The following is a 23,792-nucleotide window of genomic DNA, read 5'->3' on the forward strand; positions in this document are numbered from 1 at the left end:
GGCGGCCAGGATATCGAGCGCAGCAATAAATCAGTGTTTTCCAAGGAGACCTCCGAGATATGACGACCAAGATCCCCATCACCCTGACGCTGCTCGCCGGCCTGACCCTGGCCGGCCCCGCCACCGCTGCCGATCGCGACGACGAACTCCGCCTGGTCGTGCCACCCTGGCCCGGCGTGACCGTCAAGAGCGAGATCTTCGCACAGCTGATCGAACCGCTGGGATACACCACCAGCAAGCAGCAGCTCAGTTCGACGGTCGGCTACAACACCCTGCAGACCGGCGACAGCGACGCCTTTCTCGCCGGCTGGATGCCGGCCCAGCAGGAAAGCTACGACGCCGCCATGCAGGCCGGCGCCATCGTCGATCTGGGCAACAACGTCAACGGCGCCCGCATGGGCTTCGCGGTGCCGAGCTACGTCTACGAGGCGGGCATCACCAGCGCCGAACAACTGGCCGACCCCGAAGTGGCCGAGCGGTTCGACAAGACCGTCTACAGCATCGAGAGCGGCTCCACCGTCACCGACATGCTGAACAAGGCCATCGAGGCCGACACCTACGGGCTGGGCGACTGGAAGGCCATGTCCTCATCCACGCCCGGCATGCTCAGCGAGGTCGAAGCCGCCGTGGACGAGGATCGCTGGATCCTCTTCTACGGCTGGACGCCCCACTGGATGGTGCCGGAGTACGACACCCGCATCCTCGACGACCCGGAAGGCGTCTACGGCCCCGACAATGGCCGCAGCGACGTCAAGACCATCGTTGCCAAGTCCTACGCCGAAGCCAATCCCAACCTGACACGACTGCTCGACCAGTTCGTGCTCAGTGCCGACGAACAGAGCGACTTCATCCGCGAATACAGCCTCGAGGAACGCGAGCTGGAGGCCGTGGCCCATGACTGGCTGGTCTCGCACCCCGAGCGGATCGCCGAATTCCTCGAAAGCGTCAAAACCCGCGACGGCGGCAATGCGCTCGACGCCGTGGAGGCCAGCCTGTGACCACGCACCGCGACGAGGAAGCCATTCAGCGCCGCGACCTGGCCGCCGCCTATCGGCTGGTCGCGCTGGACGGCATGGACGACGGTATCTCGACGCATATCTCGGCGCGCCTGCCCGGCGAGCGCTTTCTGCTCAATGCCTTCGGCCTGCGCTTCGACGAGGTACGTGCCGACAATCTGGTCACCGTCGATGCCAGCGGCGACATTCTCGACGACCCGACCGGGCTCGGCATCAATCCCGCCGGCTTCACCATCCATAGCGCCATCCACGCGGCGCGCCCCGAGATCGATTGCGTGCTGCATACCCACACGGTGGCTGGAGTAGCCGTTTCCTGCCTCGAGGAAGGGCTGTTGCCGCTGAACCAGTGGGCGATGCAGTTCCACGAGCGCCTCGGCTATCACGACTACGAAGGCATCGCCCTGGACCTCGACGAGCGGCAACGACTGACCGCCCATCTCGGCGACCACATGGCGATGCTGCTGCGCCAGCACGGCTTGCTGAGCTGCGGTCGCAGCGTGGGCGAAGCCTTCCTGCGCATGCGCGACCTGGAGCGCAGTTGCCAGGCTCAACTGGCCGCCCAGGGCACCGGCCGCCCCCTGCGCCAGGCCAGCCCCGAGCTTTGCGAGCATGTCGCCCGCCAGTACGAGGCCTGGGCCGCCAGCCCGCAAGGCACCGACCTCGCCTGGCAGGCCGAGCTGCGCCGGCTGCCAGCCGAAGACACCCTCTCTCAGGCCATTCAGTGAGACTGCCATGCGTTATTCACGACTGACCGATCGCATCGCCGGCGAAGGTGCCGCCGCCTGGAACATCCACTACCGCGCCCTGGCGCGGCAGGAAGCCGGCGAGGACATCACCGTGCTGTCGGTGGGCGATCCCGATTTCGACACCCCGACGCCGATCGTCGAAAGCGCTGTGGCCAGCATGCGGGGCGGCGCGACGCACTACGCCGACGTCCAGGGCAAGCACAGCCTGCGCGAGGCCATCGTCGAGCGCTACCGCCGGCATGGCGTCGAGGCCGATCCCGAGCGTGTCATCGTCATGGCCGGGGCTCAGTGCGGCCTCTATGCCGTCGCCCAGTGCCTGCTCGATCCCGGCGACGAAGTGATCGTGCCCGAACCCTGCTACGTCACCTACGAAGCCGTACTGCGCTCCACCGACGCGACCATGGTGCGCATCCCGCTGCGCAGCGATGCCGGCTTCCGCCTCGACGCCGCCGACATCGAGGCGGCGATCACTCCGCGCACCCGGGCGATCATGCTCAACAGCCCGCACAACCCCACCGGGCAGCTCATCGACGCCGATACCTGGCACGCCATCGCCGAGCTGTGCCGTCGCCACGACCTGTGGCTGGTCTCCGACGAGGTCTACGCCAATCTGGTCTTCGAGGGAGAACACCAGTGCGCCGCCGCCCTGCCCGGCCTGGAAGACCGCAGCGTGGTGATCGACAGCCTCTCCAAGTCACACGCCATGACCGGCTGGCGACTGGGTTGGGTCCTCGGCCCCCGGGAACTGATCGCGCACCTCGGCAACCTGGCGCTGAGCATGCTCTACGGCTGCCCGGACTTCATCCAGGACGCCGCCCGGGATGCCCTGACCCGGGAGATCCCGGAACTCCAGGCCATGCACGAAAGCTACCGGGCCCGGCGTGACGCCGTCTGCGCGGCCCTGGCGGATTGCCCGGCCGTGGAGGTCATTCCCCCGGCGGCCGGCATGTTCCTGATGGTCGACATACGCGCCACCGGCCTGTCGTCCCAGGCCTTCGCCGACCGGCTGCTCGACGAACACGGCGTCTCGGTGCTCTCCGGAGAGGCCTTCGGCCCCTCCGCCGCCGGCTTCGTCCGGCTGAGCCTGACCGTCGATGAAGCCCGCCTGACCGACGCCTGCCGACGCCTGGCCCGCTGTGCCGAAACGGCACGCGACACGGCCGGCACCCTTTCCACCGTTCAATGAGTCGCCTATGACATCATCGCTCGACGATCACACTCCGACCGCCACCGCCGCCCCGGCGGTGCAGGCGCGCCACCTCGTCAAACGCTACGGCGACCTCGAGGTGCTGCGCGATGTCTCCCTCGAGGTCCCCGAGGGCAGCGTCACCTCCATCATCGGCGCCAGCGGGTCCGGCAAGAGTACCCTGCTGCGCTGCCTCAACCTGCTGGAACGCCCCGACCAGGGCGACCTGGCGATTGCGGATGAGGCGATCCGTTTCGACCGCAATCCCCAGGGCGACGTCGTCGGTCTGGACCGGCGCCAGCTGCAACGGCTGCGCGCCAAGGTCAGCATGGTCTTCCAGCAATTCAACCTGTGGCCGCACTTCAGCGTGCTCGGCAATGTCATTGAGCCCCCGATGCGGGTGCAGGGGCTCTCGCGCCGACGCGCCACCGAGGTGGCCGAGCATTATCTGGCCCGCGTCGGCATGGCCGACAAGCGCGACGCCTACCCGGCCTTCCTTTCCGGCGGCCAGCAGCAGCGCGTGGCCATTGCCCGTGCGCTCGCCATGGAGCCACGCCTGCTGTTGTTCGACGAACCGACCTCGGCCCTGGATCCGGAACGCGTCAACGAAGTGCTCGGCGTGATCCGCGGCCTGGCCGACGAAGGCCGCACCATGGTGCTGGTCACCCACGAGATGGCCTTCGCCCGGGAAGTTTCCGATCAGGTGGTGTTTCTCGACCGCGGCGTCATCGGCGTCGCCGGCACCCCCGAAGAGGTCTTCGACGATCCGCGCTGCCAGCGCTTCGCCGCGCCGGCCGCCTGATCCGCCTTCCCTTTCCAACAATGAGCAAGGAGAACACCATGCAACGCGCCCTCATCCCCGCCATCGCCCTTTCCATCGCCACTCTCGGCGGTGCCGCCCAGGCCGCCGAGCCGCTGCAGATCGGTATTTCCGCCGAACCCTACCCGCCCTTCACCTACACCTCGTCCGAAGGCGAATGGACCGGTTTCGAAGTGGAGCTTGGCCTGGCCATCTGCGAGGCCATGGAAGCCGAGTGCGAAATCCAGCCCACCGGCTGGAGCGGCATCATCCCCTCGCTCAAGGCCGGGCGCATCGACATGATCATGAACTCCATGTCGATCACCGAAGCCCGCCAGAAGGTCATCGACTTCAGCGATCCCTACTACTTCACTCCCGGTGCCTATGTCGCCGCCGACGACCTGGAACTGAGCCTGCCCGAAGGGCTGGACGGCCTGGTGCTGGGCGTGCAGAGCGCCACCACCAACGCCACCTATGCCCGACGCGCCCTGCGCGACACCGGTGTCGACACCCGTCTCTACGACCAGGCCGAGCAGGTCAACCGTGACCTGCTCTCCGGTCGCCTGGACGTGATCCTGGCCGACGAGATCGCCATGAACGAACTGGTCGAGCGCGACGAGGCCGAAGGCTTCGAGATCAAGGGCACCGCCCCGCATCACGAGGCCTACGGCGAAGGTGTCGGCATCGGTATTCGCCAGGGCGACAGCGAGCTGAAGGCCAACCTCAACGCGGCCATCGAACGGGTCCAGCAGGACGGCACCTGCAGCTCGCTCTCCGAGGAGTACTTCGGCACCGACATCTGCACTGGCTAAGCTTCGCCGCTACCCGCGCGATCCGAGCCGCCGGACAGCGACATCGCCCCGGCGGCTTCGCCATGTCATCACAAGCGAGGCACCGACCACGCCACCGGACGGAGATCCACCGATCCGGCGTTGAGTCGGCGCCTTACAAGGTGCTTTCGACCATGAACAACCATTCTCAAGAAGGATTGGCCGACTGGGCCGGCCCCATCCTCCAGGGCGCCCTGACGACCCTGGAGATCGCCGTGCTGGCCTATGCCATCGGCCTCGCACTGGGCCTGCTCGGCGCCAGCGCGCGTCTCAGTCCCTGGGCGCCGCTACGCGGCCTGGCCACGCTCTACTCCACGGCGGTGCGAGCCGTGCCCGAGCTGCTGCTGATCATCCTGCTCTACTATGCCGGCTCCCAGGCACTCACCGCCGTGACCAATGCCATGGGCTTTTCCGGCCAGGTGGCCATCAACGGCTTCGTGACCGCCGTGGGTGTGCTGGCCTTCGTTCAGGGGGCCTACATGACCGAGGTGCTGCGCGGCGCCATCCTGGCCATTCCACGTGGCCAGCTCGAGGCTGCCGATGCCTTCGGCTTCTCGACCTGGGCGCGCTTCCGGCGCATCGTCGTGCCCGCCATGCTGCCCAATGCCCTGCCGGGCATGTCGAATCTCTGGTTGATCCTGATCAAGGATACCGCCCTGATCAGCGTCATCGGCTACAGCGAGCTGTTCTTTACCATCCAGCAGGCAGCCTCCAGCACCCGTGCCCATTTCCTGTTCTACGCCGCCGCCGGCGTCATCTATCTGGCGATGACGTTGTCGTCCACGGCGCTGTTTGCGCGCCTGGAACGCCGCCTGCGTCGCGGCCAGCCGACCACCGAGGAGGCCTGACATGGACTTTTCCTGGCTTGGCGATCCTTTCTATCAGGAATACCTGATCGAAGGCTTCATCAACACCCTGTGGCTGATCGCCGTGTCCGCGATCGGCGGCCTCGCGCTGGCCGTGCTCGTCGCCATTGCTCGTCTCAAGGGACCCCGCCCCCTGGCGCTGGCCGTTCAGGGCTTCACGATCGTGATGCGCGGCACGCCGTTGCTGGTGCAACTATTCTTCTTCTACTACGGCGTGGGGCGATTGCTCGAGGGCATCCCCGGCATCCAGGACAGCGTCATCTGGCCGCTGCTGCGCGATCCCTTCTTCTACGGCGCCCTGACCTTCATCCTCAGCGTCGGCGCCTATTCCGGCGAGGTCCTGCGCGGCGCCCTGCTGAGCGTGCCGCCGGGCGAGCGCGAGGCCGGCCGCGCCTTCGGCCTGACGCCCCTGCAGGTCTTCACGCGCCTCTGGCTGCCCCGCGCCATCCAGCTATGCCTGCCGACCCTGACCGGCGAGATGATCCTGCTGCTCAAGTCTGTGCCGCTGGTCTCGACCATCGCCCTGATGGACCTGCTGCAGGCCGCCAACCTCATCCGCGACGAGACCTTCCTGGTATACGAGCCCCTGCTGTTGATCGGCGGCATCTACCTGGCCATGACGCTGGTGCTCACCCTGGTGCTGCGTCAGGTGGAACGTCACTTCCCCGGCATGCAGCCCGAGCGTGGCCGGGGATGGCTGCCTCGACGCCTCCCGCACAGTCAGAGAGAAGCCTCATGAATAAACTGACACGCCACTTCATCGACAACGCCTGGGTGGCAAGCCGTGCCACGCAATGCCTGGACGTCATCGATCCCTACCGCGAGACGCGCATCGCCGAGGTCACCGCCGGCGATCCCGCGGACGTGGATGACGCCGTGGCCGCCGCCCGTCGCGCCTTGCCCGGCTGGCGCGACCTCTCGGGCGAGCATCGTGGTGCCTTCATCGACGCCATCGCCGAGGCGCTCGAGGCGCGCCGTACCTCGCTGGTCGAGCTTTCCAGCCGCAACAACGGCAAGCCGCGAGCCGAAGCCGATCAGGATCTGGCCGACGCCATCGCCTGCTACCGTTACTACGCTGGCCAGGCACGGGCACTGGACGCGCGCCAGGGCGAGACAGTCGACACCGGCGAAACGGGGCTGGTGTCGCGTCGCTACCAGGACCCGGTCGGCGTGGCCGGCTTGATCACGCCCTGGAACTTTCCGCTGGTCAGCAGCGCCTGGAAGCTCGCCCCGGCGCTCGCCGCCGGCTGCACGGTGGTCTTCAAGCCCTCCGAAGTCACCCCGCTGCCCGAGCAGGCACTGGCCGAGATCGCCCTCGAGATAGGACTGCCGTCCGGCGTCTTCAATCTGCTCCACGGCGATGGACGCGGTGTCGGCGCAGCGCTGACCGCCCATCCCGGAGTCGACAAGCTGTCCTTCACCGGCAGCAACCCGGTGGGCGAGGCGGTGATGGCCGCTGCCGCCCGGGGAACGCGCAACGTCTCCCTGGAACTCGGCGGCAAGTCACCGATCCTGGTCACCGAGGATGCCGATCCGGCTCTGGCCACCGAGCTGGTATTGGCGGGGTTTGCCTACAACGCCGGCCAGATGTGCTCGGCCACCTCGCGGCTGCTGGTCCACGAAAGCGTGGCCGACGAACTGCACGCCCGACTGGACGCCGCCATCGCCGGGCTCGTCGCCGGCGATCCGCACGCCCCGTCCACTACCCTGGGCCCGCTGGTCAACGCCGCTCAGCGCGAGCGGGTGGAGGAATACCTGGCAACGGCCGAAGCCGAAGGGCTCGACCCCACCGCAAGGGCCCCGATCGCCCTGCCCGAGCACGGGCATTTCGTCGCCCCCAGGGTGTATCGGGACGTACCGGTCACCAGCCGCCTGTGGCAGGAAGAGATCTTCGGCCCGGTGCTGTGCACCCGTACCGTCAAGAACGACGACGAGGCGGTGACACTGGCCAACGACAGCGCCTTCGGCCTGGCCGCCACCGTGGTCGCCGGCACCACCGAGCGCGCCGAAGCGCTGGCCGGGCGACTCACCTCCGGCAACGTCTGGTGCAACACCCATCAGGTGGCCCCGCCGGGACTCGGCTGGGGCGGCATGAAGGGCAGCGGCATCGGCCGCGAACTGGGTCGAGCGGGGCTCGACGCCTACCTGGAGACCCGCTACGTCACCCGGCCTAGCTGAGAGCAGCGGCGCTTCGCCCGCTGAACGGACCGTCATGACGGCGGTCCGTTCATGGCGGACACGGCCTCCGGCGAGACCGGAATCGTCGGACCGGCCTTCAGCTCCTCAATGCCATCCATCCTGCTGCGATCACACGGGACGCTCCGCAAATTGCGGTAGATCATCATGAATCTCATCCCAGTTCGCCTTGCTGCCCACGAAGATATGGGCCACTTTTTCCAGGTCCGCATCATCATCCAGAGTTCCCACCCTAAGCCGCAGGACATCAGGCATCGACGAGCGCTGGCTATAGATCGGAGAGCCGCAATTCGAGCAGAAATACCGCCTGGCATCCTCTGAAGACGCGTGGCTCTTCAGTAGCTCGCTGCCCGCCTTCAACGTGAAGTCCGAGGCCTGGATTGCGGCATTGAGCGCAAAGGCGGTTCCATTCGATTTACGACATTTCTGGCAGTGGCAATACATCGCTTGGCCGAGAGGCCCCATCACTTCGTATTGAATCCCCCCGCACAAGCAACTTCCCTTTAGTCCCATTGCTCCTCTCCTTGAATGAAAAAACAAGCCGACAACATTACTCTCGCTTCCCACCTGCACCAACAGTCTCTCCGGTAGAGACATCCTGATGCCTCATCCGCGAGAATCACCCACCGAGGCGTCTCGACTATTTCGACCTGAGCGTTTGCCCAGCATGCCGCTGCCGATCAGTGCGCCGCCGCAGATCAGCAGCGCGGCCAGCAACAGGGTCGGGCTGGGCGCGGCCAGGCCGGCGGCGATCAGCACCAGGGTCGAGCACAGCGGCGTGGCATAGGACAACAGCCCCAGCAGGCGTACCTGGCCGCGCTTCATGCCGATATCCCAGGTGAAGAAGGCACTGCCCACCGGCCCTAGCCCCAGGGCCAGGATCGCCCACAGGTTGGCGCCTTCCGGCCATCCCGTGGGTTCCCAGGCCAGATGGCAGACGAATGCCAGCGCCGCGGCACCGAGACAGTTCCAGGCCACCGCCGTGGTGGGAATCCGCGCCAGCAGCCTGGACGCCACCGAATAGCCGCTCCAGATGAAGGCCGCCAGAAGCGCTACCAGGTAGCCCGGGGTGTACTCGCCGGACCAGTCGAATCCGTCGGGACCGACCAGCAGCGCCGCGCCAATGAATCCGCACACGCCGCCCACCAGATGAATGCCACGCAGGCGCTCACCCGGCAGCAGCCAGCCGGCCAGGATCACGATCAGCAGCGGCCACAGATAGCTGATCAGCCCGGCGTTGGCCGCCGGCGCGTTCTGCTGGGCGATGAAGTAACACAGGTGATAGCCGAACAGCCCGCCCACGCCCAGCAGCCAGCCCGCCGGCGGCTGACGGAAGGCCTCGGCCAGGGCACGCTTCTCGCCACGCAGCAGGAACACCAGCAGCGCCAAGACGCCGGCCAGGCCGAAGCACAGCGCGGTCAGCAGGAAGGGCGGCACCGGGCCGGCCCATTGAGTGAACAGCGCCAGCGTCGCCCAGCTCAGCACGGTACTGGCGCCCCACAGGGTGGCGCGGCGCGCCTCGGCGGGGGAAACAGCCGACATGTCGATTCTCCATTCGGGGTCGGCTGGGCAGTATGAAGGGCGAAGAAGGCTAAGACTTGTCGATTTCGGTCATCGGCGCCACCACGCCAGTCAACAACGCAAGACGGATAAGAACGACGCCCCGTGCCGGCAGGCGCTCAGGAGGACGACGCCTCGTCCATCCGCGCCTTCAGCAGCTGCATCTGCCGACGATAGTCGTTGGTGATCTCGCGCGCCTGCACCGGGTTGTTCACCACCTTGGGCGTGATCAGCACGATCAGCTCGGTGCGGTCGCGGTCGCGGGCCTCGCTGCCGAACAGCCGGCCCAGCCCCGGGATCGAGGACAGCCCCGGCACCCGGGTCTCCGACTCGGCGTTGTTCTGCTGGATCAGCCCGCCGAGCAGCACCGTCTGGCCGCTCTGCACCGCCACCTGCGTGGACACCGCCCGGGTCGAGATGCGCGGGTTCGACGCCGTCGAGCCGGCCGCGTTGTCGTCGGCATCGCTGACCTGTTGCTGGATGTCCATGTAGACCAGCCCGCCCGGATTGATGCGCGGCACCACGTCCAGGATCACCCCCGTCTGCACGTACTCGACGCTGCTCAGCGTGGTGTCGGCGTCCGCCGTGTTGACGGTGGTCTGATTGACCGGGATGTTGTCGCCGACCTGGATCTGCGCCTGCTGGTTGTTGAGCACCACCAGCGACGGCGCGGAGAGCACCTGGGTCAGCCCGCGGGTCTGCAGCGCGCGCAGCGCCACCTGCAGGTTGTCGCCGACGAAGGAGTAGAACATCGAGCTGCCACCCAGCGAGACGCCCCCCGCGCCCAGCGCCCCCTGGCTGCCGCTGGCGTTGGCCACCGACGGGTTCGAGGCGTTGCCGGCGAGCTGCCCCAGGTACCACTGCACGCCCTGATTGAGGGCGCCGGTCAGCCTGACCTCGAGGATGCGCGTCTCGATCTGCACCTGGCGCGGCGGCTGATCCAGCCGCTCGATGGCGGACTCGATCTCCTTCCACTGCGCCGGACGGGCACGCACCAGTAGCTGGTTGCTGCTCTCCTGGGCCGTGATGCGCGTCGACGCCGCCATCTCGCCGCTCGCGCCGCCGAGGCGGCCGTCGCCTCCGCCCTGCCGGCCGGGCGTGGCGCCCGGCGCCGACTCCGCGTCCGCATCCATCCCGGCTCCGCCGAGGCCGGCACCGGCCGCACCGCCGTCGCCCCCGTTCAGCGACATCAGGTCGGTGGTCTCGAGCCCCGGCGCGACCTCGGCCGCGTCCTGCGACGCATCGGACCGCTCGGCGGACCGGCCGGAGCCGTAGATCTGGCGCAGGTAGCCGGCGAGCTCCGATGCCTTGAGGTTGCGCACGTCGTAGACGTGCAGCTGAGGCTCGTTGCCGCCGCCCTCGTCGATGGCACGGATCCAGCTGCCGACCTCACTCAGGTAGTCGGGCTGCGAGGAGATGGCGATGATCGAGTTGGTGCGTTCGTTGGGCAGGAACCTGACCATGCCGGACAGCGGCATCCCGCCGCCCTCACCGAACACCTGGCGCAGCTGCGGCATCAAAGACGCCACCGAGGCGTGCTCCAGGCCGTAGACGCCGATCGACATGCCCTTGAGCCAGTCCACGTCGAAGGTGTCGATGGTGTCCTGGTAGTTCGCCAGCTCCTGCGGCGTGCCGGCCAGGCCGATGAGGTTCCGCGCCGAGTCCACCAGCAGGAAGGCATCGTCGCGCACGAAGGGCTCGAGCAGCGTCTGCATCTGGGTGGCATCGATGTAGTCGAGCGGATAGAGCCGCGCCGACAGCCCCGCCGGCGGATGGCTGATCGGCAGCTCGGGCACCAGCTTGCCGGCCACGGCCTGGCTGGCGGGCAGGATCTGGTAGCGATCGCCCTGGCGGATCATGGCGTTGTCGGTCCACGACAGCAGCGTCTCGAGGATCGACAGTGCCTCCCGCTCGCCCACCGGGCTCGAGGTGGAGAAGCTGACGGTGCCCTCCACCCCCTGCGCGATGCTGTAACTCTCGCCGAGCAGGTCGCCGAGCACCGAATTGATGACCGCCTCGATGGGCTGGTCGGTGAAGTTGAGGACGATCTCCCCCGCCTCGCCGTCGGCCGACGCGCGGGTGGCGTCCGCGCCGGTCGACGCGGACGCCGCCGGCACCGGGCGGCCGGCGCCCTCGATGATGCGCTGACGGGGCGACGTGCCGGCGGGCTCGGTATCGTCTTCGGCGGGCGCCGCCGGCTGGGGCGCCGGATCTGCGGCCCCGCGCAGCGCCTCACGGAGCAGGTCGGGATCGGCGCTCATCGGCTGTGAGGTCGTCGTGCAGGCGCTCAGGGAGAGCGCGATCGCCACGCCGCACAGCGAGGCGCACAGCGGGCGAACCGTTCGTATCGAGGGTCGCGTGAGGGTCATGATGTTCGGGTCCACGGTAAAGGAAGCAAGGGAAAGAAGCAGGACGTCGGCGCCGGTGGCTTGGCATAAGAGCCGGCGCCGCTCAAGGCGGTCTACAAGGGCTCGGGGCTTTTCATGTGCGCTCAGGGCTGTTCCATAGGCGCTCAGGGCTGTCCGGTATCCGGCAGCCGCACGGCCTCGCCCTCGTCGGGCGCCGGCAACCGCGGCATGGCGAGCGTCAGGGTCCGGGTGCGCTCGCCTCGCCGGAAGGTGGCGGCGCGGGCGGTCAGCCGGGCGAGGGTCCAGCCGCCCGGCAGCGCATCGCCCGCCGCCAGGCGGCGGCGCGTCGCCCCCGGCCCGCGCAGATAGGCCCAGCGCGTCTCGCCGTCGAGCACCACGCCGGTCAGCGTCAGGTCCGGCAGCGGATCGCGCGCCGGGATCCGGGCCTGGCGGTCAGGCCGCCGGTCCGGGCTGAACAGCGGATGCTGCCAGGTCGCGGCGAGCCGCACATCCGACGGCGGTGGCGGCGGCTCGGCAGCCGTCGTCGCGGGCGGCGGCGGAGCCGGCTCGGCGGCCAGCCAGTGCGGCGCGACCGGGGCGGTCAGCCGCCAGATCAACGCCGCGAGCGCCAGGCCGTTCAGGGCCACCGCCGCCAGCATCGTGGCGCGAAGCCTCATGCGCCCTCCTCCCGCGCGTCGGCCCGCGCCATGTAGCCCCGTACCAGCAGCTGCACCTCCAGCCGACCGGGACCACCACGGTCGGGAGCGTCCGAGCGACGACGGAGGCTCAGCCGGTCGATGAACAGCGCCGGCTGGCCGGCCTCCAGGGCCTTCAGCACCCGGGCCAGCGGCTCGATGGCGCACTCGAGCGTCAGCCCCGCCTTCACCGGCCGGAAGGCGTCGTCCTCGGCCGGTGTCGAGGGCGCGATGGGCGTTCGTCGGGCGACCTCGCAGCCGGGCCCGACCGTCGCCTGGGCCTCGACACGCTCGAGCACCAGCCGCATCAGCTCCGCCGCCGCGCCGTTGGGGTCCTCGCCCGGCAGCAGGCCATCGCGCCCGGCCGACGCGTGGCGCAGGCGCTCGAGCGTCTCGCTCAGCGCCTCACCCTGGGCGATCACACCGGCGTAGCGCGCCTGACGCTGCCGGAGGGTCTCGGCCTCCTGCGCCATGTCGTGCAGCGGGTCGACCAGCATCGCCTCCACCAGGGCCCAGGCGCCCCAGGCCAGAAGCGCCAGCAGGCTCAGCGCCGCGATCCGGCGTTCTCGCCTAGTCAGGGCTCGCATCGCCTCTTCCTCCTCCGGTCGATGGGTCGGCGGTCTCGCTCGCGACCAGCCGGGCGCCGATCGAAAAGCGCTCCTGGCCGGTCGCGTCGTCGGTCTGGATGACGCCCTGGAAGCGCACCCGCGTCAGGCTCGAACAGCCCTCGAGTCGCTGGACCAGCCCGCCGGCCCGAGCGCTCTGGCCGGAGACGCTCACCCGGTCGATGTCTTCCACCTCCAGCCGCTCGAGCCAGCTATCGTCCCCCAGGCAGGCGGTGAGCTCGGCGAGCAGCCCGCTCAGCATGGGGCGGCTCGCCTTGCGCTCCGCCAGGTAGCGAGAGGCGCCGGCGGTGTCGGCCAGCGACCGCCGCAGCCGCTGCACCCGGCTAACCTCGTCGCGCTGCGCGTCGACGGTGGCCCGCATGGCCTCCAGCGCCGCATGGCACTGGTGCAGATGCACCCCGACCAGCCCCAGCGCCAGCGCCATGACGCCGGCCCACAGCCAGCGTTCGAGCCGGGCCGAGTGCCCCCGCCCGGCGCGCGTCCCGGGCGGCAGCAGGTCGAGCCCCAGGCGTTCGCCGTCGCGATTCGTCGCGTCCAGCGCGCAGAGCCTCACGCCCCGCGCCCGGCACTGCGCCAGCATGGCCTCGAGCCGATCCTTCGCCAGCGCGACCAGCTCGACCTCGGCGCCAGCGGCCGAACGCTCCACGACCCGGGCGACGAAGTGCACCTCGTCCGGCGCGTACGGCAGGTAGCGGTCCAACTCGTAGCGCAGCACCCTGGCGAGATGGCGCGTCGCCTCCCGCGGCAGCATGAGCCGCTGGCGCATGACCTGATCCGCGTCCAGCACCAGCACCGCCGGCCGCGTGCGGTCGAAGGCCTCCGGCAGCGGCCAGGCGAGGCGCTGCACCGATTCGCGACGGCTCAGCCGCCGGGCGACGGCCGCCGGCAGCATCCCGGCCAACTCCGCCAGCCAGACGCGCCACCAGTGCCGCGCGAGGCTGTGGCACCAGCGCGTCCGCCATCGCTCGCGCCACTCGCCGAGCGCGTCGGTCATGCGGCGCAGGGCCGCGCTCATTCCTGCCATCTCAATACTCGATAGGGTTGGGTGCCGGCCGACGACGGCCGCAGCAGCAGCGTGACGGCCAGATGCGAGCGGAAGCCGCCCGCCAGGGTCGCCCGGACGTCGACGGTCAGGATCTGCCCCGCCCGCGCGGCCGCGCCCTCGACACTCGGCAGGTCCAGCGCGCTCACCAGCGCCGGCGGCGCCAGCGCCGGGTCCGGGCGCGGCATGCCGGACCACACGGTGATCAGCGGCCGCACGCAGCGATAGCGCGCGTAGGTCATGCCCGGCAGCGAGCGAAAGGCCTCCAGCAGGCGCAGGGGCTGGCGGTCGCGGCGCCGCATCAGGGCTGCGACCGTGTCGGCCGCGGCCCCCTCCCCGGTGCCGCAGGCGTTCAGCAGGCGGCGCACGTCGCTCGCCGGGGCGGCGTTGAGGTCGAGCTTGCCGCGCTCGCTGCGCACCCTGACGGCCAGCTCGCTGTCGTCGAAGGTCAGCCGGTGAAGCTCGCCATCCGGCCGCCAGCGGCGGGGCCCGCGCTCGAGCAGGCCGGCCACGGCCCGGGTCAGCCCGGCCTCCGCCGCCAGCGCCGCCCGGGTCTGGTGGCGCTGCCACAGCGCCTGCTTCTGCTGCAGCTGCACCGACACCGCCAGGCTGCCGAGCAGGGTGCTGGCCAGGGCGATCACCCACAGCACGAGGATGAGCGCCGCGCCGCGCTGCGAGCGCCTCATCCTGCCGCCCCGCCCGAGAGGTCCAGCCGCAGGTCGACCCGCTGGGTGATCCAGCGCGCGCCGCCGCTCAGGCGAAGGTCGATGCGCACGGCCCGGGGCAGCCGCCGCGGCCAGGGCCAGTCGTCGCGCCAGCCGGTGGGCTCGCCCAGCGGCGAGCGTCCGCGGTAGGTGAAATGCACGTCCTCGACGCCCTCGAGCAACCGCTGCGGCTCGCCCCAGGGCTCGAGCCGTTCGCCGACGAGCCGGGCCAGCGTCACCGTGAGGCGCCGGTCGGCGAACATCAGGCGCTGGCGACGGATGCCGCCGCCCAGCGAGCTGGGCAGCGGCGCGTAGAAGGTCATCGAGCGAGGCGCACCGCGGAAGCTGCCGGCCTCGTTCGACCCGGCCTCGCCCGCGCCACCGTCCTCGGCCCGCAGGGGCACCGTCTGGCTCAGCGAGTGGCGCAGGAAGCGCCGGGCGGCGCGGATCTCGTCGATCCGCTCGCTCTTGCGCTCGGCCTGGGCCACGGTGTGGCGGGCCGTCACCAGCGAGGTGCCCACCAGCCCCAGCATCAGGCCCAGCAGCACGATGACGACCAGCATCTCCAGCAGCGTGAATCCGGCCTCGCGCCTCACGGCGTCGCCTCCCGACCGCGCAGGCGCAACGTGGCGTAATGCGCCCGGCGCCGGCCGTCGACGACGTCGAGGTCCAGGCGATAGAGCACAGTGCCGGCCGGCGCCGACGGCTGCGGCGTGACCTCGAGCGTCCAGGCCAGCCCGTCCCAGCGGCCCTGCTCTCGCCCGGGCGTCAGGCGGCGGTCGTCGAACGCGTCCATCAGCGAGCGCGCCGCCGCATCGAGCCGTTCGTGGCCGGCGACCCGGGACAGTGAACGCGTGCTCTGCCCGAAGGCGCCGAACAGCACCGAGGCGGCGATGGCCAGCAGCACCAGCGCCGCCAGCATCTCCAGCAGGGTGAAACCGCGCGCCCGGCTCATGGCAGCTCGCTCAGCCGCACGCGGCCGGTCAGCCAGGCGACGTCGATGCGCCAGCGCCGGGCGTCGCGCTCGATCACGATGTGGCCGCCGCTGGCCGCGCCGTCGGGATAGAAGGCAAAGGCCGCCCCCAGTGCCCTGGCGGTGTGCAGCCGCAGGACGACGTCCTCGGGCCATGACACGGGATCCGCGCCCGGCGCCGACAGTCGACGCCCGGCCAGGTCGAAGGTCGCCCGCACCGGACGGCCGGTCGCGATGGCTTCCACCCGGGCCCCACGCAGGCCGGCCACCAGCCCGGACAGCAGGCGACGCTCCTGCGACGCCTGCAGGCCCCGGTCGAGGCCGATGGCCAGGACGGCCGCCGCGACGCCGATCAGCACGATGACCACGAGCAGTTCGAGCAGCGTGAAGCCGCGCGCCCGACGCGCGGGCCCGTCATGCCAGGGAGTGGAGACCATCGGTCTGCCTCACTCCCAGTTGCCGACATCGGCACTGAAGCCCTCGCCGCCGGGCGCGCCGTCCTGACCGTAGAAGATCAGGTCAAACGAACCGTGCTCGCCGGGGAAGCGGTAGCCGAAGGCGTGGCCGAACGGGTCGCGCAGGTCCGACGCCTTGGCGTAGGGCCCCATCCACTGCGCGTTCCCCTCGGGGGCGTGCAGCAGCTGATCGAGGTTCGCGGGCGGTGCGCCCATGTCCAGCGCATAGCTCTCGATCTTCATGCTCAGGCTGGCCAGCTGGGCCTTGCCGGCGCCGTACTTGCCCTTGTCGACGTTGCCGCCGACCTGCCTGACGACGATGGTGGCGATGACGCCCAGCAGCACGATGACGGCGAGCATCTCGAGCAGGGTGAAACCGGACTGGCGTGTCGGGCGGCGATGGGGCGATGGCATGGGGCGTTCCTCTATCGAAGTGAACATCAGGGATGGGCGAAACGAGCATCGGGCTGGGGGCGAAACGAGCGTCAGATATGGCTCGTCAGGCTCATCAGCGGGAGCATGATCGCGAACATGATCACCGCGACCAGCACGGTCATGACGAGAGTGAGCGTCGGCACCAGGGCCGCGAGCAGACGCTCGATGGTGCGCCGGGTCTCGACGTCGAACGTCTCGGCGACCTTATTGAGCATCTCGGCGAGCGTGCCCGAATGCTCGCCGACGTCGATCATCTGCACCGCCAGCTCGGGCAGCAGAGGTGGCGTCTCCAGTGCGGCGGCGAACCGCTCGCCGCCCTTGACCGCCTCGGTGGCCCGCTGCAGGTGATCGCGGATGGCGTGATTGACGCCGACGTCGCGGGCGATGGCCAGCGCCGAGAGCAGCGTGACGCCATTGCCCAGCAGCGTGCCGAGGGTGCGCGCCAGTCGCGCGGTCTCCAGGCGCTGGATCAGCGGCCCCAGTCCCCGCAGGCGCAGCAGCCATCGGTCCTGGGCCAGCCGCGTCTGCGGCCGACGCCGCGCGGCCAGCAGCAGCGTTGGCAGCCCGACCAGCGCCAGCAGCACCACCAGTCCCCAGTCGTTGAGGAAGCCGCTGGTCGCCAGGATGGCGCGGGTCACCGACGGCAGGGGCACGCCGAGATCGCGGAAGATCGGCACGAACTGCGGCACCACATAGGTAAGCAGCAGCGCGACGGAGCCGATCACGCCAACCACCAGGAACAGCGGGTAGATCATCGCGTTGATCACCTCGCCCCGCAGGTTCTGGCTGCGCTCGAGATCGTCGCCGAGCTGCGCCAGGGTCTCGTCGAGCACGCCGCTGGCCTCCCCCGCCCGCACCAGGCTGACGTAGAACGGCGAGAAGGTCTCGGCGTGTCGCGCCAGGGCGGCGGAGATCGGACGGCCAGCCTTGACGTCGTCGCGCAGTGCCTCGAGCAACGCCCGAGGGCGTGCCCCGCGCAGTTGGCGGTGCAGCGTCGTCAGCGCCTTGTCAAGCGGCTGGCCGGCGGCGATGAGCGTGGCGAGCTGCTGGGTGAAGCGGACACGCTCGGCAGGCGTGAAGGCGCTGGGGCGCCGGCGCTCGCCGAACAGGCGAGCGCCGCGCTTGAGGTCGAGCACCAGCAGGCCCTGCCCCTGGAGCTCGCGCGCCGCAGCGGCCTCGTCGGCGGCCTCGAGCCGGCCACGGTGCTGGCGGCCGTCGCCGTCCAGCGCCTGATACAGGAAGGTCGGCATGCTCACTCCCCGCTCGTCACGCGCAGGACCTCATCGAGCGAGGTGACGCCGGCCAGGGCCTGGCGCAGGCCATCCTCGTGGAGCGTGACCAGCCCCTTCTCGCGGGCGGCGGCCTCCAGCGTCGCGGCATCGGCGTGGCCCATCAGCAGGCCCCGCAGCGCCTCGTCCATGGTCAGCAGCTCGGTGATGGCGCTGCGGCCGCGGTAGCCGCCGCCCTCGGCGTCCGGATCGGGGCGGTAGAGCATGATCGGGCGCTCGTCGGTGTAGCGATCGAGGCGGTGGCGCCGGATCAGCTCCTTCGGAGCTTCGAAGGCGATGCGGGTCGCCGGGTCGAGCCGGCGCACCAGCCGCTGGGCCAGGATGCCCTGCAGCGTCGACGCCAGCAGGTAGCGCTCCATGCCCATGTCGAGCAGCCGGGTGATGCTGGCCGCGGCGCTGTTGGTGTGCAGCGTCGAGAGCACCAGGTGGCCGGTCAGTGACGACTGGATGGCGATGCGCGAGGTCTCCAGGTCGCGCATCTCGCCGATCATGATCACGTCGGGGTCCTGGCGCACGATCGAGCGCAGCGCCTGAGCGAACCCGAGCCCGATGGCCGGCTTGACCTGGATCTGATTGATGCCCGGCAGCTGGTACTCCACCGGGTCCTCCACGGTAATGATCTTGCGCTCCTCGGTGTTCAGCCCCGAGAGCGCGGTGTAGAGCGTGGTCGTCTTGCCCGAGCCGGTCGGCCCGGTCACCAGGAAGACGCCGTGGGGGCGCGCCATCATCCGTTCGATCCGCGCTCGCGTCTCGCCGACGATGCCCAGGCTTTCGAAGTCGAGGCTGACGGTCTCCCGGTCGAGCAGGCGCATCACCACGGACTCGCCGAAGCCGGTCGGCACCGTCGAGACGCGCAGGTCCAGCTCGCGGCCCTGGAGGCGGATCATGATGCGGCCGTCCTGGGGCAGGCGGCGCTCGGCGATGTCCAGCCGCGCCAGGATCTTCAGGCGCGAGATGACCGCCGCGGCGTGGCCCGCCGGCGGCGTCTCGCCCTCCGTCAGCACCCCATCGACCCGATAGCGGATCCGCAGCCGATCCTCGAAGGGCTCGACGTGGATGTCCGACGCCCGCCGGTCGACGGCCTGCTGCAGCATGAGGTTGACCAGCCGGATGACGGGCGCCTCGGAGGCCATGTCCTTGAGCTGCTCGATGTCGTCCTCGGTGGCCGGGCCGACCTCGAGCGAGGCGTCCTGCGCCTCCGCGGCCTGGCGATCCTCGCCGTGGACCCGGTCGATCAGCGCGTCCAGCTCGTCGTCGGTGGCCAGGCTCACCTCGAGCGGCCTCTGGACCCGGTAGGCCACCGCCTCGAGGCCGGGCACCGAGACCGGCACCCCGGCGACGACCCGCAGGGCCTGGCCCGCCTCGTCCACCGCGACGACCCCGTGATGGCGGGCGAAGCGCATCGAGCCGACGGGCGAGGCCTCGGCGGCCGCCCCCCCGTCGCACCAGCGCGGCAGCCCGCTCAGGGCGGCGTAGGCCGCGACCATCTCCGCGCTCTTTACCGCGCCGAGGCGCAGCAGCGTCCTGAGCCGCCCGACCTCGCCGTCGCCCCGGGACGCCTCCAGCCGCCGGGCCCGCTCGATGTCGGTCGCCGCGAGCGCACCGGTCTCTCGCAACCGGTCGCAGATCGCCTGCGTCGATGGAATGTCTGGAAGCATGGGAACACCACCCGAGACGCGCGTGGCTTCGCGACGAGCCGGCGAAGAACGCATGAACGAAATATTCGGTAAAAGCTGGAGCCTTCAGGGCGAAACGCCTCGAGCTTTTCACGACATTGATGCCGTGTTTTACGCCAGGCTTCGAGCGAAAAGGCGTCGCCATCACTTCGGCCACTCAGCAAGCATCGCCACTCGGCGCCAGAAGCTGTCTCCGAATGGCGTCACTCGAAATTGTCGAGATTGTCGACTCGCCTTCGGGGCCTTGGCGTCCGAAAGGCGAACATCCCTCAGGGATGCGCGGCACGTTAACACTCGTTAACCCTAACGGCAACTCGGTTTTAGTAACGCCATGCACACGCCGCAATAAAGGCCATAATACAGAAATATTTTCTTTAAAGATGACAAAAACAGTAAATTATTCCAAATCATACAGAGAACGACCATCGACGCGTCGCCGCAGAGGGCCTCATGCCCACCGACGCCGGCCATGATGCCGGCGGTCGACATCGCTAAAACCTAATTCGTATTAAGATCTTGATTTTTTCGGTTTGACGCTGAAGACTCTCGCCCAATCATGCCCCCTTTCTGGGGAGCATGATGAAAAATCATGACACCGTTGAGGGAATAATCTATGAAAAAGGTGCTACCCATCATCACTCTGTCGGTGATGATATCGACACCCGTTATGGCCAACCCTGGCCAGGAAAGCGAGCATGCCCACCAGGAAAACTGGCAGGAGGCCAGGGCGCATTATCAGGAAAAGAGGGATCGGATCTCCGGCGCCGACCGGCTGCCGAAACGCGACACGCCGCGGGACAACGCCTTTCTCGACGCCCCGGTGGACACCAGCGATTCGCCCGACCTGTCGTCGGACAACGTCTGCACCGAGTGCGATCTCTACAACGACGCCAGCCGCGACTGAAAGGATGCGACCCGTGACAACGACCGGAAAGACGCTGGGCCTCGGCCTCGTGGCGCTCGGCGCCCTGCAACCCGTGATCTCCCAGGCCGAGGAGGCCCCGACGGAATGGCAGCGCGTGGAGGCGCGCGTCGGCTCGATCCTCGACAACATGAGCCTGTCGGAGAAGATCAACTACACCGGCGTGGATGACGGCCACATGTTTCCGCGCCTCGACAAGTGGGGCATCGAGGGCACCGTCGCCTACGACTCCTCGCTGGGCGTCCACGTCAACAACGCCACCTTCGGCGCGCAGTTCCCGTCGCTGACGGCGCTGTCCGCCACCTGGAACATTGACCGCGCCGAGCAGTACGGCCTGGCCATCGGCTACGAGACCCGCCTGTCCGGCGGCCAGCAGATGCTCTCGCCCTCGGTGAACCTGTACCGCACGCCGTTCGGCGGCCGCGCCGCCGAGAATATCAGCGGCGAGGACCCCTTCCTCGGCGCGGTGATGGCCCCGGCCGTGGTCAACGGCATCCAGGCCCAGGGCATCCAGGCCAGCGGCAAGCACTACCTGGCCAACGAGCAGGAAGCCAACCGCCAGAACGTCGACATCCACGTCGACGAGCGCACGCTGCGCGAGCTCTACCTGCCGGGCTTCGAGTCGATGGTCAAGAACGCGGACATCGCCTCGATCATGTGCGGGTTCAACAAGATCAACGGCGACTACGCCTGCGAGAACCACCACCTGATCACGGACATCCTGAAGGGCGAATGGGGCTATCAGGGCTCGGTGATCTCCGACTTCAACGCCATCCACGACCCGCTCAAGGGCGCCTGGGCCGGCACCGACCTCGACATGCCGACAGGCCTGCAGTTCACCGAAGAGAAGCTGATGCCGCTGCTGTGGAGCGGCCAGCTGACCGAGGACGTCATCGACGACAAGGTACGGCGCAACCTGCGCGCGGTCATCAAGTACGACTTCCAGGAGAACATGAACACCGCGCAGCCGCTGGAGCATCCGGAATACGGCGCGCGCTCGGCGCTGGACACGGCGCGTGAAGGCATCGTGCTGCTGCGCAACGAGGACAACCGTCACGGCCAGCCGCTGCTGCCGCTGGACCGCGACGCCAAGATCGCCGTGATCGGCAACATCGCCGACGAGGCGCCGCCCACCCCGTTCGGCACGGCAAACGCCACGCCGGAGACCTACATCTCCGAGCTGGCCGGCCTGCGCCAGCTGGCCGAGCGCTCCTCTCGGGTGACCTACCTCTCGAGCATGAGCCTCGATCCGGAGACCGCCGAGTGGCACCTGCCGGGCGACAAGCCGAACCATGCCGGCGAGCGCGGCGTGAAGGCCGAGTACTTCGACAACGCCACGCTGTCCGGCGAACCGGCGGAGACGCGCGTCGAGCCGGGCGTGAACCTGAACTGGATGACCGGCACCAACGAGACCAGCACGGGCAGCACCTCGCTCTCCGACGTCTCGACCACCGCCGGCGACTTCTCGGCCCGTTTCACCACCACCATCGAACCGACCACCACCGGCCGCCAGGTCTTCAAGGTGCGTGCGGACGGCCCCTACAAGCTGTGGGTCGACGGTGAGCTGGTGCTGGAGAGCGACGGCGTGCCGTACTCCTCCGACGTGGTCAACGCGCTGGTGACCTCCGGTCAGACCCAGCGGCTTCGCGCCGGCCGCTCGTACGACGTCAGGCTCGAGTACCGCCGCCTGCAGGACAACTTCACCGCGGTGCTGGGCGGCCTGACCGGCGTCCAGATGAGCTGGGCCGCCATGCAGCCGCCGCACAACCTGGCACGCTACGATGCCGTGGTGGTCGCGGTGGGCAACACCAACGAGAACGAGGGCGAGGCCTCCGACCACGACTACGCGCTGCCCGACCAGCAAGCCGAGCAGATCGCCAACGTGGCCAGCGCCAACCCCAACACCGTGGTGGTGATGCACGGCGGCGGCATCTCGGACATGACGCCCTGGATCGACCGGGTCGGCGCGGCCCTGCAGGTCTGGAACCCGGGCCAGCAGGCCGGGCAGGCGCTGGCCGAGATCCTGTATGGCGAGGTGAATCCGTCCGGCAAGCTGCCGATGACCATCGATCGCGACATCAAGGACAACCCGAGCTATGCGTCCTACCCGGACCCGGCACTCTACCGTGGCGAGGACGCCCTGACCGAGATGGATTACAGCGAAGGCCTCTACGTGGGCTACCGCGGCTATGATGAGAAGTCGGCCACGCCGCTGTTCCCGTTCGGCTTCGGACTGTCCTACACCACCTTCGACTATGCCGACCTGCAGCTGTCGTCCAACGTGATGACGCCGGGCAACACCATCGACGTGTCGTTCACCCTGACCAACACCGGCGATCGCGCCGGCTTCGAGGTGGCCCAGCTCTACGTGCAGCCGCTGGACCCCAAGGCCGACCGTCCGGTGAAGGAGCTCAAGGGCTTCACCAAGGTGTACCTCGAGCCCGGAGAGAGCCGGACGGCGAGCATCCCGATCGATGCCCGCTCGCTGGCCTACTACACCCAGCGCACCGACAGCTGGGACGTGGATGCGGGCGACTACCGCATCCGCGTGGGCGGAAGCTCCGTGGACCTGCCCCTGAACCGGACGCTCACCACCCTGATGGACCAGCAGCTGACGACGCGCGACAGCAACCCGCTGCCGGCGCCGGTGCAGCAGGCCGTCCAGGTCGACCCCAGCCAGACCTACTGAGGCCGACCCCGCCGCCCGGATCGCCGGGCGGCGGGTGGAGCGGGCGCGTCACGCGCCCGCTCCCTCGCGCCGGATGGCCTCGGCCAGCCGGCGCAGATAGCCGTCGAAGACGGCGACCGCGTCCACCTCCCCCTGGCTGCGCAGCCACTGAATCTGCAACCCGTCCATCACCGCAAACATCTCGGTCACGACGGCGTCGACGTCGACGTCCGACCGCACCTCCCCCACCTCGATCAGCTGGCGCAGATGCCCCCGCGCGTGGTCATGGGTCAGCGCGAACTTCTCCTGCTGCCAGACATGCGCCGGATGCTCGCTGGACAGGCTCTCGACGTTGATCCGCATCGCCGCCTGGCACTCCTGGCGGCTCTCGACGCTGAAGCGCAGGCTCATGACGGCGAAGGCCACGAAGCCGTCGAGCGTCGGCGCCATCTCCAGCGCGGCGAACTTCTCCGTCACCCGTCGATCGCGCCGCGCCAGCAGCGCCTCGAGCAACGCCGTCTTGTTGGGGAAGTGATGCAGCAGCCCGACCGGGGTGATACCCACGCGCTCGGCGACGCGGCGCATCGAGGCGGCCTCGTAGCCGTGCTCGGCGAACACCGCCGTGGCGGCGTCGAGCAGCGCCTCCCGGCGCTTCTCCCCCTTCGGGGCGCGCCGGCGGCGGACCGGCCTGTCGTGGGACGTTTCGTATTCGACATCGGACATGGCGAGCGCTCCGGAGGTCTGTGATTACGGAAAGGAT

At 69.2% G+C, this 23,792-nt stretch carries 24 protein-coding genes; 10 read left to right on the forward strand and 14 right to left on the reverse strand.

What is annotated here, in order from left to right; genetic code table 11:
- Window positions 1-59 precede the first annotated feature (59 nt).
- The 8 genes from HELO_RS09695 (at window position 60) to HELO_RS09730 (ending at window position 7,621) form a co-directional block, all read left to right on the forward strand.
- Complete coding sequence (locus HELO_RS09695; protein ID WP_013332518.1) at window positions 60-998, forward strand: ABC transporter substrate-binding protein; 939 nt, start codon at window positions 60-62, stop codon at window positions 996-998.
- Window positions 995-1,741 carry a class II aldolase/adducin family protein gene (locus HELO_RS09700; protein ID WP_013332519.1) on the forward strand — a complete coding sequence of 249 codons (747 nt, stop codon included), beginning with the start codon at window positions 995-997 and terminating at the stop codon, window positions 1,739-1,741. The genes HELO_RS09695 and HELO_RS09700 overlap by 4 nt, the downstream gene beginning before the upstream one ends.
- A 7-nt stretch (window positions 1,742-1,748) precedes the next feature.
- Complete coding sequence (locus HELO_RS09705; protein WP_013332520.1) at window positions 1,749-2,948, forward strand: pyridoxal phosphate-dependent aminotransferase; 1,200 nt, start codon at window positions 1,749-1,751, stop codon at window positions 2,946-2,948.
- A 7-nt stretch (window positions 2,949-2,955) separates the two neighbouring features.
- Entirely contained in the window at window positions 2,956-3,750 is a 795-nt protein-coding gene (locus tag HELO_RS09710; protein WP_013332521.1) for an ABC transporter ATP-binding protein, read from the forward strand.
- A 38-nt stretch (window positions 3,751-3,788) separates the two neighbouring features.
- Complete coding sequence (locus HELO_RS09715) at window positions 3,789-4,559, forward strand: transporter substrate-binding domain-containing protein (protein ID WP_041602058.1); 771 nt, start codon at window positions 3,789-3,791, stop codon at window positions 4,557-4,559.
- A 152-nt stretch (window positions 4,560-4,711) separates the two neighbouring features.
- On the forward strand, window positions 4,712-5,425 hold the full coding sequence (locus HELO_RS09720; RefSeq protein WP_013332523.1) for an ABC transporter permease: 714 nt from the start codon (window positions 4,712-4,714) through the stop codon (window positions 5,423-5,425).
- A 1-nt stretch (window position 5,426) separates the two neighbouring features.
- On the forward strand, window positions 5,427-6,182 hold the full coding sequence (locus HELO_RS09725) for an ABC transporter permease (protein WP_041602059.1): 756 nt from the start codon (window positions 5,427-5,429) through the stop codon (window positions 6,180-6,182).
- On the forward strand, window positions 6,179-7,621 hold the full coding sequence (locus HELO_RS09730) for an aldehyde dehydrogenase family protein (protein ID WP_041602060.1): 1,443 nt from the start codon (window positions 6,179-6,181) through the stop codon (window positions 7,619-7,621). Before HELO_RS09725 ends, HELO_RS09730 begins: the two co-directional genes overlap by 4 nt.
- Before the next feature lie 129 nt (window positions 7,622-7,750).
- Here the strand turns inward: HELO_RS09730 and HELO_RS09735 are convergent, their stop codons facing one another.
- The 13 genes from HELO_RS09735 to HELO_RS09795 all read right to left on the reverse strand — a co-directional run bounded on the left by HELO_RS09735 (window position 7,751) and on the right by HELO_RS09795 (window position 19,169).
- Window positions 7,751-8,152: a GFA family protein gene (locus HELO_RS09735; protein WP_041602061.1), complete on the reverse strand. Its 402-nt coding sequence runs from the start codon at window positions 8,150-8,152 to the stop codon at window positions 7,751-7,753.
- Between the two features lie 93 nt (window positions 8,153-8,245).
- Complete coding sequence (yddG, locus tag HELO_RS09740; RefSeq protein WP_013332525.1) at window positions 8,246-9,181, reverse strand: aromatic amino acid exporter YddG; 936 nt, start codon at window positions 9,179-9,181, stop codon at window positions 8,246-8,248.
- 137 nt (window positions 9,182-9,318) lie between these two features.
- Window positions 9,319-11,568, reverse strand: coding sequence for a type II secretion system secretin GspD (gene gspD / locus HELO_RS09745; protein ID WP_013332526.1), 2,250 nt, complete (start codon window positions 11,566-11,568; stop codon window positions 9,319-9,321).
- Between the two features lie 143 nt (window positions 11,569-11,711).
- Entirely contained in the window at window positions 11,712-12,224 is a 513-nt protein-coding gene (locus HELO_RS09750) for a type II secretion system protein N (RefSeq protein WP_013332527.1), read from the reverse strand.
- Entirely contained in the window at window positions 12,221-12,829 is a 609-nt protein-coding gene (gspM, locus tag HELO_RS09755) for a type II secretion system protein GspM (RefSeq protein ID WP_013332528.1), read from the reverse strand. The genes HELO_RS09750 and gspM overlap by 4 nt, the downstream gene beginning before the upstream one ends.
- Window positions 12,813-13,883, reverse strand: coding sequence for a type II secretion system protein GspL (locus HELO_RS09760; RefSeq protein WP_041602062.1), 1,071 nt, complete (start codon window positions 13,881-13,883; stop codon window positions 12,813-12,815). The genes gspM and HELO_RS09760 overlap by 17 nt, the downstream gene beginning before the upstream one ends.
- Entirely contained in the window at window positions 13,880-14,596 is a 717-nt protein-coding gene (locus tag HELO_RS09765; protein ID WP_013332530.1) for a type II secretion system minor pseudopilin, read from the reverse strand. Before HELO_RS09765 ends, HELO_RS09760 begins: the two co-directional genes overlap by 4 nt.
- A complete protein-coding gene (locus HELO_RS09770; protein ID WP_013332531.1) occupies window positions 14,593-15,210 on the reverse strand; it encodes a type II secretion system protein GspJ in 618 nt (205 codons plus the stop codon). Before HELO_RS09770 ends, HELO_RS09765 begins: the two co-directional genes overlap by 4 nt.
- Window positions 15,207-15,569, reverse strand: coding sequence for a prepilin-type N-terminal cleavage/methylation domain-containing protein (locus HELO_RS09775; RefSeq protein WP_041602063.1), 363 nt, complete (start codon window positions 15,567-15,569; stop codon window positions 15,207-15,209). The genes HELO_RS09770 and HELO_RS09775 overlap by 4 nt, the downstream gene beginning before the upstream one ends.
- A complete protein-coding gene (locus tag HELO_RS09780) occupies window positions 15,566-16,024 on the reverse strand; it encodes a GspH/FimT family pseudopilin (protein ID WP_013332532.1) in 459 nt (152 codons plus the stop codon). Before HELO_RS09780 ends, HELO_RS09775 begins: the two co-directional genes overlap by 4 nt.
- 9 nt (window positions 16,025-16,033) lie before the next feature.
- Complete coding sequence (gspG, locus tag HELO_RS09785; RefSeq protein ID WP_013332533.1) at window positions 16,034-16,456, reverse strand: type II secretion system major pseudopilin GspG; 423 nt, start codon at window positions 16,454-16,456, stop codon at window positions 16,034-16,036.
- A 71-nt stretch (window positions 16,457-16,527) separates the two neighbouring features.
- Window positions 16,528-17,727 carry a type II secretion system F family protein gene (locus HELO_RS09790; RefSeq protein ID WP_013332534.1) on the reverse strand — a complete coding sequence of 400 codons (1,200 nt, stop codon included), beginning with the start codon at window positions 17,725-17,727 and terminating at the stop codon, window positions 16,528-16,530.
- Between the two features lie 2 nt (window positions 17,728-17,729).
- Complete coding sequence (locus HELO_RS09795) at window positions 17,730-19,169, reverse strand: GspE/PulE family protein (protein WP_405512273.1); 1,440 nt, start codon at window positions 19,167-19,169, stop codon at window positions 17,730-17,732.
- An 886-nt stretch (window positions 19,170-20,055) separates the two neighbouring features.
- On the opposite strand from HELO_RS09795, the gene HELO_RS09800 reads away from it, so the two are divergent.
- Window positions 20,056-20,346 carry a hypothetical protein gene (locus tag HELO_RS09800; protein WP_041602064.1) on the forward strand — a complete coding sequence of 97 codons (291 nt, stop codon included), beginning with the start codon at window positions 20,056-20,058 and terminating at the stop codon, window positions 20,344-20,346.
- Window positions 20,347-20,359: 13 nt separating this feature from the next.
- A complete protein-coding gene (locus tag HELO_RS09805; RefSeq protein WP_198410702.1) occupies window positions 20,360-23,053 on the forward strand; it encodes a beta-glucosidase in 2,694 nt (897 codons plus the stop codon).
- A gap of 48 nt (window positions 23,054-23,101) precedes the next feature.
- Here the strand turns inward: HELO_RS09805 and HELO_RS09810 are convergent, their stop codons facing one another.
- A complete protein-coding gene (locus HELO_RS09810) occupies window positions 23,102-23,755 on the reverse strand; it encodes a TetR/AcrR family transcriptional regulator (RefSeq protein WP_041602065.1) in 654 nt (217 codons plus the stop codon).
- Window positions 23,756-23,792: the final 37 nt, after the last annotated feature.

This window comes from Halomonas elongata DSM 2581, assembly GCF_000196875.2.
Taxonomy (GTDB): Bacteria; Pseudomonadota; Gammaproteobacteria; order Pseudomonadales; family Halomonadaceae; genus Halomonas; species Halomonas elongata.